Origin of the sequence: Sphingosinicella soli, from assembly GCF_014199685.1 — a bacterium.
In the GTDB taxonomy this organism is placed as follows: Bacteria; Pseudomonadota; Alphaproteobacteria; order Sphingomonadales; family Sphingomonadaceae; genus Sphingosinicella; species Sphingosinicella soli.
This window is the reverse complement of record NZ_JACHNZ010000002.1, coordinates 54,629-68,973: the sequence shown is the minus strand read 5'-3', so window position 1 is coordinate 68,973 and position 14,345 is coordinate 54,629. Positions and strand designations below refer to the sequence as shown.

Sequence of the window (14,345 nt, the reverse complement as noted above, 5' to 3'; positions counted from 1 at the left end):
GGCGTGTCGATGACCGTCATTACCTTCCAGGATCGTCCGCCTGAGAGCGACCGTCTCACGGCTTACGATGAAAGCCATCTTGCGCTCTATATTCGGCTCCTCGACGCCGCCGCCGAAGGCGCTGACTGGCGTGAGGCGGTGCAGATTCTTTTCGCGCTCGATCCCGACCGCGATCCGGACCGCGCCCGAATAGTTCACGAGAGCCATCTCGCCCGCGCCCGCTGGATGACCACGACGGGCTATCGCGAGCTCCTTCGTCCCCGCGTGTCATAAAGCGAGACACTCCTCCCAGTTGTACGGGGCATCGCGCCCCGCAGTTTTGGGGACTTCCGCCGCGTCTGGGCGGCGGCAAGCTTAGCGTGCAGGGGGCCCCTCAAAGCGCGGACGAGGAGACGCGTATGGCCGAGCCGCCGGACTGGCGATTGCAGACAACCGAACGCGCACTGAACCGGCTGGAGCGGCAAGGGTTCGCGTGGGAGTTTCTGCGCCGGAATCCCGACTATCGCAGCGACTATGACCGTCTGCGCAGCGCCCCGGCCAGCCGGCCAGGCGCTTCATTGCCCCATAGGAGCGCAGCCCTGCAATGGGGGTTGCGCTTTCCCGCTCGACCCCGACTGGCCCGCTAGCGAAACCGCGATCTTCTGGCAGCCCGAGCTGCTCGCCAGCGTTCTGACACTTGAAGCGGCGCCCTCAGTCTTTCGGATGGCCCGGAGGCTCGAACAACTCGACCTAACCCACGCCACATTGCATGCGCAGCCCGGAGACGGGAGTGCGATCATATTAGCCGATCCCGACGGTGATCACTATCTGGTCGTCGGCGCCATCGATCCGGCTCAGCCCCTCGCCGTCCTGCTACCGCTCGACGACAACTTCCGCATCCGCGCCGAAGCGGCATTGCGATTCCAACACCGCCTATTCGGGCGCGCCGCCGGTCCGTTGCCGCGCGCGCTCACGCTTACACCGCGCCACCGCTTGCGGCTGGTACGCATGGTGCGAGCGCTAGACGGCCGATCGTCCGGCGCCACGTATCGCGAAATCGCCGCGGTGCTGTTCGAGTCGCACCAGCAGTCCGCGATTGAATGGAAGACGTCGTCCATCCGCGCCCAGACGATCCGCCTGGTCAAGGACGCGCAGACAATGGTGCGCGGCGGCTATCTCCGCCTGCTCGCCGGCCGCTGACCTGCACCCCGGCTCTCATCGAAAACCAGTCGAAGGGGTACGCGCTCGCAGGGGTCTCACTCCGTCATCCACCCTGACGCCGGTGGTTCGCCATCGTGGTCGCCGCTTCGCCACCGCACGCCGGCGGGGCAGCCGATGCCCCGGAGGCCCCAATGTCAGCAGCGCGACTCGATCCCCCGCCACGCTATCTCCGCACACCCGAGGCGGCCCGCTTCCTCGGTCTATCCGGTCGCACACTGGAGAAGCACCGCACCTACGGCACGGGACCGGTCTATCGCAAGCTCGGTGGCCGCATTGTCTATGCCCTCGACGATCTACAGGCTTGGGCCGATCGCGGCACACGGCAGTCGACGTCGGATCCGGGCCACGGTGTTGTCCACCCTGCGAAGCGACAGGCGACGCCCGCCGGGGGAATGCCCGTGCGACGCGGCGGCGCGTCATGATCGTCGCGATCCTCAATCAGAAGGGTGGCGTCGGCAAGACGACGCTCGCGCTGCACCTCGCCGGTGAATGGGCTCGGCAAGGAAAGCGCGTCGTTCTCATCGACGCCGATCCCCAAGGCTCGGCGCTCGACTGGTCTCAGCAGCGAGCGCGCGAAGGCCTCGAACGCCTATTTGGTGTCGTCGGTCTGGCGCGAGATACGCTTCATAGCGAAGCGCCGGAACTGGCACGAAGCGCCGATCACGTGGTGATCGACGGGCCACCGCGTGTCGCCAGCCTCATGCGGTCCGCGCTGCTTGCCGCCGACCTGGTGATGATCCCCGTGCAGCCCTCGCCTTTCGATGGCTGGGCGTCCGCGGAGATGCTCTCGCTGCTCGGCGAGGCGCGGATCTATCGCCCCCAACTCGCCGCCCGCTTCGTGCTGAATCGGTGTGGAGCGCGCACTGTCATCGCGCGCGAGACGGCCGAGACACTCGCCGATCACGACCCGCCGGTATTCACCAGCACCATCGGCCAGCGCGTCGCCTTCGCCGACGCGGCGCGGTCCGGACGCCTCGTCTCGGAAATCAACGAACACAGCCCGGCAGCGCGCGAGATCATCGCGCTCTGTGCCGAGATCGGGAGGATCGCGCCATGACCGGGCGATCCCAGAAACGCGGGTTCACTGCGCGTCCTGTCGATCCTGAGAGCTGGGTCAAAGCCTCCGATCCGCGTCCCGCTCGGAACGGCGACGCGGCGTTCACGGCGAGGCTTACGATCGACGTCACGCCCGACATGCGCGGCCAGATCAAGATCGCCGCGTTCCAGCGCGGCCTCACCGTCGCCGACATGCTGCGCGAGCTGTTCGCCCGCGAGTTTCCTCCGACCGAAGGAGGCACGCCATGAACGGCGCTCCTGACTTGCGTCGCGTGGCGACGCCGACTGTCGTCGGTCTGACCCATGTCGAGCTGACTTGGCTTGAGAAGAGGATCGAATACTGGATCAGGTTCGGCCAGGACGTCCACGAACAGATTCTCGACCGCCGTCGGCGCGTCGTCAGCTTCCCGCCTCATAGCGTTTTCGCCTTCGTCCGTTGGGCGTCCAACGACTTCGGGACGATCATCTCACGCATCGACATCGTGCGCGCGATCTCGCCGGGCGAACCCTATCAGACGCTCCCCTTCGTGCGCCCAGGCGGCGACATTCTGCTGAAGGCGGAGAGCTGGCCAAAGGTCGAACGCGTCCTTCAGATCGTCGACGCGATCGAGGCGATCGGCATCAATCCCACCGAGGTCACGCCGCATCATTGGCGGCACGTTCACAATCGTCTCGCCGCCGGCCAAGAGCCGCGCAGCTACACGATCGAACAGCACCGGGCCATCCTTCTGCGCCGGAAAGTCGAGCCATGACCCGCTTCGGCTACGTCATGACGACGTACTTCACCGTGATGCTGATCGGCGGCCTGTCGTTCATCCACATCACGCCGAGGCTGATCTGGAACGCCTCCGCCAGCACACCGATCGGACTCTATTCGCTCGATCGGCCGCCACGCCTTGAAATGACTGACCTGGTCGCCGTGGACGCTCCCGAGCCGCTCGCGTCGTTCCTCGCCGAACACGCTTACCTGCCGCGCGGCGTTCCCCTCATGAAGCGTGTCGCGGGCCTTCCGGGGCAGCAGGTCTGCCGCACCGGCGCACACGTCGCCGTCGACGGCATCGCGATGGGCGAAGCGCTAGCGCGCGACCGTCTCGGCCGCGATCTGCCCGTCTGGCAGGGCTGCCGGCGCATCGCCGACGGCGAAATCTTCCTCATGAACTGGTCCGTCGAGGACAGCCTCGACGGCCGCTACTTCGGTCCGATTTCCACCCGCTCGATCATCGGCCGCGCAATGCCGCTGTGGACCGATGAAGACGGCAGCGGCCGCTTCGAATGGCGCGCCGCGACGCGGTGAACGACGCGCCTATCCGACCTCACCGCATAACAAAGGAGTCGTCCCATGCCACAGATCGGCGAATTCACGCGCACCAAGAACGGCTACACCGGCCACATCCGCACGCTCTCACTGGACGTCGAGATCGTGCTCATCCCCGCCGAACACACCGACGCCGAGAATGCACCGGACTATCGTGTTCATCACGGCAATGACGACGGACCCGAGATCGGCGCCGGATGGAAACGCACCGGCGAAAAGGCTGGCGATTACGTCTCCCTGCAGATCGACGACCCCACCTTGGCCCAGCCGATACGCGCTAACCTGTTCCAATCGACCGAGGACAAATCCATCTGGAGTCTGCTCTGGAACCGTCCGCCCAAACGCGGCGAGCGGGACTGAACGATGTCTGTCCCGCGCTATCAAACTGTCGTCGGGCGGCTAAGCGCCGTCCGACTGACAGCCTTCCTTCTCCTTTCCGGCATGATCCTCGCCGTGCCGCTCAGCGCCACAGCGAACGCTCAGGATGTGCCGGCCACGCGAACGGCGCCGACGCATCCGTTCGCCGTTCACATCGAAGAGGCCGCGCGGCGCTTCGGCATCCCGGCTGCGTGGATTCGCGCTGTCATGCGCGCGGAAAGCGCCGGTGATGTGCGCGCGATCTCCTCTGCCGGCGCGATGGGCCTGATGCAGATCATGCCGGATACCTGGGCGGAGCTGCGCGTCCGCCATAGGCTCGGCCGCGATCCTTACGATCCGCGCGACAACATCCTGGCCGGCGCCGCGTACTTGCGCGAGATGTATGATCGCTACGGTTCGCCGGGCTTTCTTGCGGCCTATAACGCGGGACCAGGGCGCTACGAGGAATATCTCGCGGGCCGCCCGTTGCCGGCCGAAACCCGCGCGTATGTTGCCGCATTGGTCCCTTCCTTCGGCGGCGATGATCCGCCCGGTGCAATCACCGTCGCCGCGGCCGATCCTCGCGCATGGACTCGCGCGCCGTTGTTCATCACGCGCGCTGACGGCATGACCAGTGTCGATCCAGCGCAGACGGAAAGCCATCCGGACGACGCTCCGGCAGCAGCTCCGGCGCGCAAGACTTCCGCGATCGTCCCGCAATCCTCGGGCCTGTTCGTCGCGCGCTCGGATGGTCGAGGGCCGCAATGACCGCGTTCTGCCCGGATCGTAGGCTGGCGTGCTCCGGCGCATCATGGAGTGCGTTGAGGGGGGAGCGAGGCAACACGACCGTACGATGGCAGGATAAAGGGGCGCGATGTGCGCCTCGGTTCGGTTGTGCTTTTTCAAGGGCTTACGCTTCGAATTCGCGAGGTGCGCCTGACCGGCGCAGCCTGCGGCTTCCGCGATTCTCCAAGATTATCCGCGCCATGGCGCGATGTGCGGGCTCGCGGCGATGAGCAGCGAGGACGATTTCCGCATCCGGCCAGGCCGCATCCGCTCGACCAGCGCGCAGCGCGCCAGGCCCTTCATCGCGCAGGCACTGGCGGCGGCCCAGCGCGCCGGCGGAACGGTCTCCCGCAAGGGGACGATCGGGCCGAACCACCGTTCCCGGTTCGGCCGGGGCCAGCGCGCGTCGGTGCAAGCCAATCGGCTCATCACGTCACGCTCGCGCGGCGCAGTCGTCAAGGCGCGTGTCGTACGTCACGCAGGACGGGGCGCGCCACTTGCGACCCACCTCAGCTATCTGCGCCGCGAGGGCGTCACCCGGGACGGAGAGAACGCCCGGCTGTTCGGCCCCGGCACGGACGATGCCGATCGACAAGCGTTCGCGGAGCGGTGCGAGGATGACCGGCATCATTTCCGCTTCATCGTCTCGCCCGACGACGCCGTGGAGATGTCCGACCTCAAGACCTTCGCGCGCGACCTGGTCGGGCAGATGGAGAATGACCTCGGCACGAAGCTCGATTGGGTCGGCGCCGATCACTGGAACACCGAGCATCCCCATGTCCACCTGATCGTGCGCGGCGTGCGCGAGGACGGCGAGAACCTCGTCATCTCCCGCGACTACATCAAGGAAGGCATGCGCGATCGGGCGCGCGACCTGATCACCCAGGAGCTCGGCCCCCGCACCGATCAGGAGATCCGCCGCACGCTCGAACGCCAGATAGCCGCCGAGCGCTGGACCAACCTCGACCGGCAGCTCGCGCGCGACAGCACCCGCACGGGCGTCATCGATCTCGCGCCGCATCCCGACCGCCAACCCGACGAGTTCCATGCGCTCAAGGTCGGACGCCTTCGCAAGCTGGAATCGCTCGGGCTCGCCAGCCAGATCGGTCCCGGCCAATGGGCCATGTCGGAGAGCGCTGAGACAACGCTGCGCGAGCTGGGCGAACGCGGCGACATCATCAAGCGCATTCATCGCGGCCTGGCCGAGCGGGGCATCGAGCGTGGCGCAGCCAATTATGTGCTGGCTGGCGAGAGCCTGGACGATCCCGTCGTCGGCCGGTTGGTCGCCCGTGGCCTCGACGACGAGCTGAAGGGCACGGCCTATGCCGTGGTCGACGGTGCGGACGGGCGCACTCACCACATCAAGCTACCCGATCTCGATGCCGCCGGCGACGGCGCGCCGGGCTCGATCGTCGAGCTGCGCAAGTTCGATGATTCGCAAGGCCGGCGGCGCGTGGCGCTGGCGGTTCGCTCGGACATCTCGATCGAGCGGCAGATCACGGCGACCGGCGCCACCTGGCTCGACCGTCAGGCCATTGCCCGCGAGCCGGTCGCCCTCGGTGGTGGCGGCTTCGGCGCGGAGGTGCGCGAAGCCCTGGACCGGCGCGCCGAACATCTGATCGGCCAAGGCCTCGCCGAACGTCAGAGTCGCGGCGTCAGCTTCAGCCGTAACCTGATCGAGACGCTACGCCGGCGCGACCTGGACGCCGTGGGCGCTAAGCTCGCGGCAGAGAGCGGCCGCCCGTTCAATAAGGCCACGGCGGGGGAATACGTCGCTGGCGCCTACCGGCAGCGCTTCGAGCTCGCCTCCGGCCGGTTCGCGATGATTGATGACGGGCTCGGCTTCCAGCTCGTACCCTGGTCTCCCTCGCTCGAGAACCAGCTCGGCCGCCATGTCTCTGGCCTCGCGCGCGGCGATGGCGGCATCGACTGGAGCTTCGGCCGCAAGCGGGGCCTCGGCCTGTAATATAAGTGGTACGACGACAATCGCCTTGCGACGAGCGCGCATTGAAAACGCAAAAGCACGCTAGCCGGCGCAACACGAGAGCTTGGTTACATCCTTGCCAAAACCCTGAGCCGCGAGCTTGAGCCCTTCAACGGTAGTGAGATAGGGAAAGATCGTCTCGCCGAGCGCCTTCGTCGTCATCCCGAATTTGAGTGCCAACACCAGGGTCTGAATGCTGTCAGCACCTTCCGGTGCAAGTATCTGACCACCAAGAAGCCGGTCGGTCTTCGCATCCGCTACGAGCTTAATCGCTCCGCGCGTGTCGCGGGCGGCCAGCGCGCGGGGCACCTGATCGAGCGGCACGACCGAGGTCTTGACGCTGTAACCGGCTGCCCCGGCTGCCGCCTCGCTCAAGCCGACACCCGCCACCTGCGGATCGGTGAAGACGACCCAGGGCATGGCGCTGTTGTCATAGGCGAGGCTATCGCCATTCAACGCGTTCTGCGCGGCAAGCTTGGCGCCATAGGCCGCCATGTAGACGAACTGGTCGCGATCAGTGACATCGCCTGCCGCATAGACCCCGGCCTTGGAGGTGCGCATGCGGTCGTCAACGACGATTGCGCCGCGCGCATCAATAGCGACGCCAGCTTCCGCAAGACCCAAATCTTCGGTGTTGGGGCTGCGCCCGGTGGCGACCAGCAGTCTTTCGGCTTTGAGTTCGACCAGTTCGCTCCCTTCTTTGATGCAAACGGTCACGCCGGTCTCGTCCTCGCGGCAGGCGTCGTATGCGATGCCGCAATAGAGCGTGATGCCCTCGGCACGGAACGTGGACGCCAGCGCGTCCGAGATTTCCGGCTCCACCTGCGGCAGCAGACGCGACCGGCAGATGACGGTCACCGCCACGCCCATGCGCGCCATCATCTGCGCGAGTTCAGCCCCGATGTAGCCGCCGCCGACGACGATCAGGCTCCTGGGCAGCGCCTCCAGTTCCAGCAGCGTTGTACTGTTAAGGGACTTCACCTTCTCGATTCCAGGGATCGGCGGCAGAGCGGGCCGCCCGCCCGAGGCGACGATGATCTTGTCGACTGCAATGTGGTTGTCGCCGACCAGCACGCCAGCACCGTTGAGTCGCGCGGCACCCTCAAGATAACCGATGCCGTTATACTCGGGCAGCAGATCGACATACTTCTTCTGCCGCAGCTTCGAGACAAGATCATTCTTAGCTGCGATCAAGCGCCGCCAATCTGCGACGCGGGCCTCTCCCACGAGGCCAGGAAAACGCCCCGCCGACCTTGCGCCATGCAGGGCTTCGGCCGCACGGATCATGGTCTTCGACGGCACGCAGCCGACATTGACACAGGTGCCGCCGATGGTGCCGTGGCCGATGAGTGCCACGTTCGCGCCCTGCTCGGCCGCCGTGATGGCGGCCGAGAAGCCGGCCGAGCCAGCACCGATGACCGCGAGGTCGTAGCTGGTTTTCCGTGGTCCGGTAGTGGTGCAGCAGTCCGCCATCTCAAGCTCTTTCTTTGTCTCTTTGTGCATCTCTGGCACAGCAGTTCGCCGCCTGGTTTCGTCGCCAAAGGCCGAAGGCCGCCATGGCGAGGAACACCGCGAGTGCGGGCAGCAGCACATAGTCGAGCCAGCCTAGCCAGGTCGTCAGTCCAAGCGCACCGACCGCGAGGACGAGAATTGGCGTGGCGCAACAGATCGCGGCAATTATCGAGCCGATAATGCCGGTCCTGATAATGGTCGTGTCCTTCATTGATTCAGGTCTAGGCTTTGACCGCCGCTGGGTATCCGGCGTTCGTCGAGGCCGCAGCGATCGCTGCGGCGTTCGTGACCGACGGATCGAAAACGACGGTCGCCGTCTTCGCGTCGAAATCGACCGTGACTGACCTTACTCCGGCCACGCCTTCCATCGCCTTCCTGACCGTCACCGGACAAAGGGCGCACGTCATGTTCTGAATGGCAAAGGTGGTGGTTTGAGCCGCGGCGACCTGCATGGCCGCAGGTTGCGCGGCCACCGGTAGGAGACCTGTCGAGACAAAGGCCCCGAGCGTGCCAACGGCAAGTACGGCAACGGTGATTATGAGGGGGCGTTTCATGTCTAGTGCTCCTTAGTAGAAAAGTGGTGCCCACCAACCGATGGTGAGGGCTGCAAGGGTAATTACCGTGCCGATCCAGAGAGCCGATTTGGTGATGAGCGACGATTGCGGGCGGGCGCAGTAAGACCCGGGTTCGCATACCGGCCTGGCCCGAAAATACACCTGCCAGAAACCAAAGCCGATCAACCCGAGCGTCGCCGTCGCAACATATGGCTTATAGGGTTCCAGTGCAGTGAGGTTGCCGATCCAGGCACCTGAAACACCAAGCGTGACGAGCAGCAGGGGAACAACACAACACGCCGAAGCCAAGATCGCGCCGACAATGCCCCCTGCTGCAAGCCAACCGTTCTTGGGTGCCGAACGCGGTTCGCTCACTTCCAACGGTGCGGTTTCAATTTGTGCTTCACTCATGCGACTCGGTCCTCGAATTTCGATTGATTGCAGGCTACAGTCTGTAGCAACTACAGGCTCAAGGGGTTTTTTGAATGGTGGGCGATCACGTGTCCGGGAGGGGGTTGCAGCGAGCCAAACTGGCCCAGCGCACGGGCTGCAACCTCGAGACCATCCGCTATTACGAGAAAATCGGCATGCTGCCGGACCCACCGCGAACGGCGTCAGGCTATCGTGTTTACGACGAGGGTCATGTTTCTCGCCTTCGATTCATCCTGCGTGCCCGGGAACTCGGCTTCGCCATCGAGGAGATTCGCGGTCTTCTTGGTCTAGTCGATGGCGGCACCCAAACCTGCGCCGAAGTGAAGGAGCGGACCGAGCGGCATCTGGCCGATGTGCGCGCCAAGATCGCCGACCTGCGCCGCATCGAGAAAGTGTTGGCTGCGACCGCCGCGCAATGCTCCGGCGAAGACGTGCCGGAGTGCCCGGTCCTAGACGCGCTGGCATCATGATGGCGACATTTGCGATTTACGTTGGAGCGGCCTTGACGGAGATCGCCGGTTGCTTTGCCTTCTGGGCCTGGTTGCGCCTGGACCGATCCCCGCTGTGGCTCGCCCCTAGCATAGCCAGCCTTATGCTCTTCGCTTATCTCCTTACCCGCATCGACAGCGAATTCGCGGGACGAGCCTATGCGGCCTATGGCGGCATCTACATCGCCGCGTCGCTCTTGTGGCTTTGGATAGTTGAAGCACAACGGCCCGACCGCTGGGATGTCATGGGCGCCGCCGTCTGCGTCTTAGGTGCAGCGATTATTCTGTGGGGACCGCGGGGTGCCTGATGGTCAGGGCGCTGGCTATATTCGCGATGCCGAGGGCTCCTACGCTATCACCTGTATTTGCGCTCCACGGCACGATATGTTCACAAGGTTCTCCCATCGATCTTGAAACCGGCCGCGATCGTAGCCGACCTCTTCTCCCAAAGGAGAAGAACCTGTGTCCGCGACCAAAATCCTCTGGGGCCAAATTCTCCTCGTCTCCCTGATCGTCCTCGCGACGACCTGGACCGCGACGCAGTGGACGGCATGGCAGCTAGGCTTCCAGCCGCAGCTCGGCCGGCCTTGGTTCGAACTCTTCGGCTGGCCGATCTACTATCCCCCAGCCTTCTTCTGGTGGTGGTATTTCTACGATGCCTATGCACCGCACGTTTTCATCGAGGGCGCCTATATCGCGGCATCGGGTGGCTTCATCGCCATCGCATTCGCCATCGGCATGTCGGTCTGGCGTGCGCGCGAAGCCAAGAATGTCGAGACCTATGGGTCGGCCCGCTGGGCGCGCGCCGACGAAGTGCGGGCCGCCGGATTGCTCGGACCCGATGGCGTTGTGATCGGAAAGTTCGACCATGCCTATCTGCGTCATGATGGTCCGGAGCATGTGCTCTGTTTTGCGCCGACCCGCTCCGGCAAGGGCGTCGGCCTGGTCGTGCCCTCGCTGCTGACATGGCCGGGCTCCGCCATTGTTCACGACATCAAGGGCGAGAACTGGCAGATCACCGCCGGCTTCCGCGCCCGGCATGGCCGGGTGCTGCTCTTCGACCCGACCAACGCGAAGTCGGCCGCCTACAATCCGCTGCTCGAGGTCCGCCGCGGAGAATGGGAAGTTCGCGACGTTCAGAACATCGCCGACATCCTGGTCGATCCCGAGGGGTCGCTGGAAAAGCGGAACCACTGGGAGAAGACCAGCCACGCGCTCCTCGTCGGGGCCATCCTCCACGTCCTCTATGCCGAGGCGGACAAGACGCTGGCGGGCGTCGCCGCCTTCCTGTCCGATCCCAAACGGCCGATCGAGTCGACGCTCGCGGCCATGATGAAGACCGCGCATCTTGGCAAAGCGGGCCCACATCCCGTCATCGCCTCGGCCGCGCGCGAGCTGCTGAACAAATCCGACAACGAGCGCTCGGGCGTCCTTTCGACCGCGATGTCCTTTCTCGGCCTCTACCGCGACCCGGTCGTGGCGGCCGTCACGCGCCGCTGCGACTGGCGCATCACCGACATCGTCGGCGGCGGGCGTCCGTCGACGCTCTACCTTGTGGTCCCGCCCTCCGACATCGCGCGCACCAAGCCGCTGATCCGGCTGATCCTCAATCAGGTCGGCCGGCGATTGACCGAGGATCTGCAGGCCAAGGGCGGGCGGCACCGGCTGCTCCTCATGCTCGACGAGTTCCCGGCACTCGGCCGTCTCGACTTCTTCGAGTCCGCGCTGGCGTTCATGGCCGGCTACGGCCTGAAGAGCTTCCTGATCGCGCAGTCGCTGAACCAGATCGAGAAGGCCTATGGGCCGAACAACTCGATCCTCGACAACTGCCATGTGCGCGTCAGCTTCGCGACCAATGACGAGCGGACGGCCAAGCGCGTCTCCGATGCGCTCGGCACCGCGACCGAGATGCGAGCGATGCGGAACTATGCCGGGCACAGGCTCAGTCCCTGGCTCGGCCATCTGATGGTCTCGCGCTCTGAGACCGCACGGCCATTGCTGACGCCCGGCGAGGTCATGCAACTCCCACCTGCGGACGAGATCATCATGGTGGCGGGCACACCGCCGATCCGGGCGAAGAAGGCGCGCTACTTCGAGGATCGGCGCTTTCAGGAGCGCGTGCTCCCGCCGCCGGCACTTGCGAGGCCAGCTGCGGGAAAGCCGGACGACTGGAGCGTCCTGCCATTGCCGTCGCGGCCGCAACTCGATGCAGCCGCGCAGCAGGACGGTACAGGCGACGACGACTCCACCGGCTCGGAACGGCGTCAGCAACCGGAGCTGACCACGGTGAAGCCTGTCGAGAAGAAGGCGCCGATCGACAACGAGTTCGACCTCGATGGTTCCGACGACGCCGATGACGACACCGCGCGCGCAGGCCGGCTGAACCAGGTCATGCAGGGTGTCGCGCGGCAGGTCTCGCTCGATCCCAACGACGGGATGGACCTCTGAGCGTGGCGATCATGAAGATTCCGAAGAAGCAGCGTCTCTCAGTCTATCTCGATCCGGACATCATGAAGGCGCTCGCCGCTTATGCCGCGCGTCGCGATCAATCGCGATCTCTGATCGCTGAAGCGGCCATCGCATCCTTCCTCTCGCCCGACGCGGCCGAGCGCCAGGAAGCCGCGACCACCAAACGGCTGGATCAGCTCGACCGGCGCATGACGCGCATGGAACGCGACCTCGGCATTTCGGTGGAAATGTTGGCTGTGTTCGTCCGCTTCTGGCTCACGACCAATCCGCCGTTGCCGGAGCCGGCTCAGGCGGCCGCGCGCGCACAGGCGGGTGAACGCTACGACGCCTTTGTCGCCGCGCTCGGGCGGCGACTCGCAAAGGGGCCGAAGGTGCGTGAGGAGATTTCCGAGGACGTCACCGCGGTCGCAGGCACGGAATAACCATCGCGAGACGCGTCGCAAGAGTAGAGCAGTTCCGCCGCGTCCCTGTCTTTCTACGCCAGAGCACTACGACCCCATTCCGCTTGTTGTCATGCCCTGATTTCTGCCTCTTCTACTGATCCCCGATCCAGGGCCGCGTGTTTGCGGTCCCACGCAGAACGGGGACGACATGGCGGTTTCTCACCAGCAATCAGAGGCGATCCTGCGAGGCGCGCGCATGTTGCGCACGGCCCTCGGCCCCGCCATCGCCGGATTTCTGGAAGACCCGTCGATCGTCGAGGTGATGCTCAATCCCGACGGGCGGCTCTGGATCGACCGGCTCTCCGAGGGGCTCTCCGACACTGGAGAGCGGCTGTCGCCCGCTGATGGCGAACGCATCGTTCGCCTCGTCGCGCATCACGTCGGCGCCGAGGTTCATTCCGGTTCGCCGCGGGTTTCGGCCGAGTTGCCCGAGACGGGGGAGCGCTTCGAAGGCCTTCTGCCGCCCGTCGTCGCCGCGCCGGCATTCGCGATCCGCAAACCTGCCGTCGCCGTCTTCACGCTGGCTGACTACGTCGCCGCCGAGATCATGTCCGCTGAACAAGCGGAACTGCTCCGTCGCTCCGTCGCGGACCGCCGCAACATCCTCGTCGCCGGCGGCACCTCGACCGGCAAGACCACCCTCACCAACGCCTTGCTCGCCGAAGTGTCGAAGACCTTCGACCGCGTCGTGCTGATTGAGGACACGCGCGAGCTGCAATGCGCCGCGCCGAACCTGGTCGCCATGCGGACGAAGGATGGCGTCGCATCGCTCTCCGATCTCGTCCGCTCCTCGCTTCGCTTGCGCCCCGATCGCATTCCGATCGGAGAGGTGCGCGGCGCCGAGGCGCTGGATTTGCTCAAGGCCTGGGGGACGGGCCACCCGGGCGGCATTGGCACGATCCACGCCGGCACAGCGCTCGGCGCGCTGCGCCGCCTCGAGCAGCTCATTCAGGAAGCCGTCATCACCGTCCCGCGCGCGCTGATCGCCGAGACTATCGATCTCGTCGCCGTGCTCAGCGGCCGCGGATCGACCCGTCGCCTCGCCGAACTCGCCCGCGTCGAAGGCCTTCAGCCCGACGGCGACTACCGCGTCATCCCCGCAACCCAGCCCGCTCCAGGAGATTCCGCATGATCCGCCATGCCCTGCGCACGCGCCGTCATATCGCGACCGCCGTGTCCGTCACCTTTGTCAGCATGATGCTGGCCCCGGCTGCTTACGCTTCCGGCTCCTCCATGCCGTGGGAAGCGCCGCTGCAGTCGATCCTCGAATCCATCGAGGGGCCGGTCGCCAAGATCATCGCGGTGATGATCATCATCATCACCGGCCTGACACTGGCCTTCGGCGACACGTCGGGCGGAGCCCGAAAATTAATCCAGATCGTGTTCGGCCTCTCGATCGCCTTCGCCGCGTCGAGCTTCTTCCTGTCGTTCTTCTCCTTCGGCGGCGGGGCGCTTGTCTGATGGCGAGCCTGATCGACAGCGCCAGCGACGTGCCAGGTTACACCGTCCCGGTCCATCGGGCGCTCACCGAACACATCCTGCTCGGCGGCGCGCCGCGCTCGATCGCTATTCTCAATGGCACGCTGGCGGCGGCGCTCGGCCTCGGCCTGCGCCTCTGGCTGGTCGGTCTCGGGCTCTGGGCGATCGGCCATTTCGCCGCCGTGTGGGCGGCCAAGCGCGATCCGCAATTCGTCGATGTGGTGCGCCGTCACCTGCGCATTCCCGGCCACCTGAGCGCGTGAGGCCCCG

Annotated in this window: 22 protein-coding genes; 18 read left to right on the top strand and 4 right to left on the bottom strand. The window is 65.5% G+C overall.

Features of this window, described 5'->3' with window-relative positions; genetic code table 11:
- The first annotated feature begins 9 nt into the window (after positions 1 to 9).
- The 11 genes from GGQ98_RS01750 (at position 10) to GGQ98_RS01700 (ending at position 6,680) form a co-directional block, all read left to right on the top strand.
- Positions 10 to 273, top strand: coding sequence for a DNA -binding domain-containing protein (locus GGQ98_RS01750; protein WP_207791193.1), 264 nt, complete (start codon positions 10 to 12; stop codon positions 271 to 273).
- A 125-nt stretch (positions 274 to 398) separates the two neighbouring features.
- Positions 399 to 626, top strand: coding sequence for a transcriptional regulator domain-containing protein (locus GGQ98_RS01745; RefSeq protein WP_184064407.1), 228 nt, complete (start codon positions 399 to 401; stop codon positions 624 to 626).
- A gap of 76 nt (positions 627 to 702) precedes the next feature.
- Positions 703 to 1,179, top strand: coding sequence for a DUF2285 domain-containing protein (locus GGQ98_RS01740; RefSeq protein WP_207791192.1), 477 nt, complete (start codon positions 703 to 705; stop codon positions 1,177 to 1,179).
- Between the two features lie 152 nt (positions 1,180 to 1,331).
- Positions 1,332 to 1,622, top strand: coding sequence for a helix-turn-helix transcriptional regulator (locus GGQ98_RS01735; protein WP_184064166.1), 291 nt, complete (start codon positions 1,332 to 1,334; stop codon positions 1,620 to 1,622).
- The gene (gene parA, locus GGQ98_RS01730; RefSeq protein WP_184064163.1) at positions 1,619 to 2,257 is read left to right on the top strand and encodes a ParA family partition ATPase; all 639 of its coding nucleotides are present in this window, start codon (positions 1,619 to 1,621) and stop codon (positions 2,255 to 2,257) included. Before GGQ98_RS01735 ends, parA begins: the two co-directional genes overlap by 4 nt.
- Positions 2,254 to 2,505 carry a hypothetical protein gene (locus GGQ98_RS01725; RefSeq protein WP_184064160.1) on the top strand — a complete coding sequence of 84 codons (252 nt, stop codon included), beginning with the start codon at positions 2,254 to 2,256 and terminating at the stop codon, positions 2,503 to 2,505. The genes parA and GGQ98_RS01725 overlap by 4 nt, the downstream gene beginning before the upstream one ends.
- Positions 2,502 to 3,008, top strand: coding sequence for a DUF2840 domain-containing protein (locus GGQ98_RS01720; protein ID WP_184064157.1), 507 nt, complete (start codon positions 2,502 to 2,504; stop codon positions 3,006 to 3,008). The genes GGQ98_RS01725 and GGQ98_RS01720 overlap by 4 nt, the downstream gene beginning before the upstream one ends.
- Positions 3,005 to 3,550 (top strand): S26 family signal peptidase, encoded by a 546-nt coding sequence (locus tag GGQ98_RS01715; protein WP_184064154.1) that lies wholly within the window; start codon positions 3,005 to 3,007, stop codon positions 3,548 to 3,550. The genes GGQ98_RS01720 and GGQ98_RS01715 overlap by 4 nt, the downstream gene beginning before the upstream one ends.
- Before the next feature lie 45 nt (positions 3,551 to 3,595).
- On the top strand, positions 3,596 to 3,931 hold the full coding sequence (locus GGQ98_RS01710) for a DUF736 domain-containing protein (protein ID WP_184064151.1): 336 nt from the start codon (positions 3,596 to 3,598) through the stop codon (positions 3,929 to 3,931).
- 3 nt (positions 3,932 to 3,934) lie between these two features.
- The gene (locus GGQ98_RS01705; RefSeq protein WP_184064148.1) at positions 3,935 to 4,696 is read left to right on the top strand and encodes a lytic transglycosylase domain-containing protein; all 762 of its coding nucleotides are present in this window, start codon (positions 3,935 to 3,937) and stop codon (positions 4,694 to 4,696) included.
- A 244-nt stretch (positions 4,697 to 4,940) separates the two neighbouring features.
- Positions 4,941 to 6,680: a relaxase/mobilization nuclease domain-containing protein gene (locus tag GGQ98_RS01700; RefSeq protein WP_184064145.1), complete on the top strand. Its 1,740-nt coding sequence runs from the start codon at positions 4,941 to 4,943 to the stop codon at positions 6,678 to 6,680.
- A gap of 60 nt (positions 6,681 to 6,740) precedes the next feature.
- On the opposite strand, the gene merA is transcribed toward GGQ98_RS01700, so the two are convergent.
- Genes merA through GGQ98_RS01680 form a run of 4 tightly spaced genes read right to left on the bottom strand, consistent with a single transcriptional unit; the run spans position 6,741 to position 9,175 of the window.
- Positions 6,741 to 8,171 carry a mercury(II) reductase gene (gene merA, locus GGQ98_RS01695; RefSeq protein WP_184064142.1) on the bottom strand — a complete coding sequence of 477 codons (1,431 nt, stop codon included), beginning with the start codon at positions 8,169 to 8,171 and terminating at the stop codon, positions 6,741 to 6,743.
- 1 nt (position 8,172) lies between these two features.
- Positions 8,173 to 8,421, bottom strand: a complete 249-nt coding sequence (gene merF, locus GGQ98_RS01690; RefSeq protein WP_184064139.1) for a mercury resistance system transport protein MerF — start codon at positions 8,419 to 8,421, stop codon at positions 8,173 to 8,175.
- A 10-nt stretch (positions 8,422 to 8,431) separates the two neighbouring features.
- Positions 8,432 to 8,764, bottom strand: a complete 333-nt coding sequence (locus GGQ98_RS01685) for a heavy-metal-associated domain-containing protein (protein WP_184064136.1) — start codon at positions 8,762 to 8,764, stop codon at positions 8,432 to 8,434.
- A gap of 12 nt (positions 8,765 to 8,776) precedes the next feature.
- A complete protein-coding gene (locus GGQ98_RS01680) occupies positions 8,777 to 9,175 on the bottom strand; it encodes a mercuric transporter MerT family protein (RefSeq protein ID WP_184064134.1) in 399 nt (132 codons plus the stop codon).
- Between the two features lie 74 nt (positions 9,176 to 9,249).
- Between GGQ98_RS01680 and GGQ98_RS01675 the strand changes: the two genes are divergently transcribed.
- From GGQ98_RS01675 to GGQ98_RS01645, 7 genes are all read left to right on the top strand, one after another.
- Positions 9,250 to 9,666 (top strand): MerR family transcriptional regulator, encoded by a 417-nt coding sequence (locus GGQ98_RS01675; protein WP_207791191.1) that lies wholly within the window; start codon positions 9,250 to 9,252, stop codon positions 9,664 to 9,666.
- Positions 9,666 to 9,992, top strand: a complete 327-nt coding sequence (locus tag GGQ98_RS01670; RefSeq protein WP_184064370.1) for a YnfA family protein — start codon at positions 9,666 to 9,668, stop codon at positions 9,990 to 9,992. The genes GGQ98_RS01675 and GGQ98_RS01670 overlap by 1 nt, the downstream gene beginning before the upstream one ends.
- Before the next feature lie 154 nt (positions 9,993 to 10,146).
- Positions 10,147 to 12,132, top strand: coding sequence for an IncP-type conjugal transfer protein TraG (locus tag GGQ98_RS01665; protein WP_184064131.1), 1,986 nt, complete (start codon positions 10,147 to 10,149; stop codon positions 12,130 to 12,132).
- An 11-nt stretch (positions 12,133 to 12,143) separates the two neighbouring features.
- On the top strand, positions 12,144 to 12,575 hold the full coding sequence (locus GGQ98_RS01660) for a ribbon-helix-helix protein, CopG family (RefSeq protein WP_207791202.1): 432 nt from the start codon (positions 12,144 to 12,146) through the stop codon (positions 12,573 to 12,575).
- Between the two features lie 169 nt (positions 12,576 to 12,744).
- Positions 12,745 to 13,728, top strand: coding sequence for a P-type conjugative transfer ATPase TrbB (gene trbB / locus GGQ98_RS01655; protein ID WP_184064127.1), 984 nt, complete (start codon positions 12,745 to 12,747; stop codon positions 13,726 to 13,728).
- Positions 13,725 to 14,057, top strand: a complete 333-nt coding sequence (locus tag GGQ98_RS01650; protein ID WP_184064124.1) for a TrbC/VirB2 family type IV secretion system protein — start codon at positions 13,725 to 13,727, stop codon at positions 14,055 to 14,057. Before trbB ends, GGQ98_RS01650 begins: the two co-directional genes overlap by 4 nt.
- Positions 14,057 to 14,338 carry a VirB3 family type IV secretion system protein gene (locus GGQ98_RS01645; protein WP_184064121.1) on the top strand — a complete coding sequence of 94 codons (282 nt, stop codon included), beginning with the start codon at positions 14,057 to 14,059 and terminating at the stop codon, positions 14,336 to 14,338. The genes GGQ98_RS01650 and GGQ98_RS01645 overlap by 1 nt, the downstream gene beginning before the upstream one ends.
- The last annotated feature ends 7 nt before the right edge of the window (positions 14,339 to 14,345 follow it).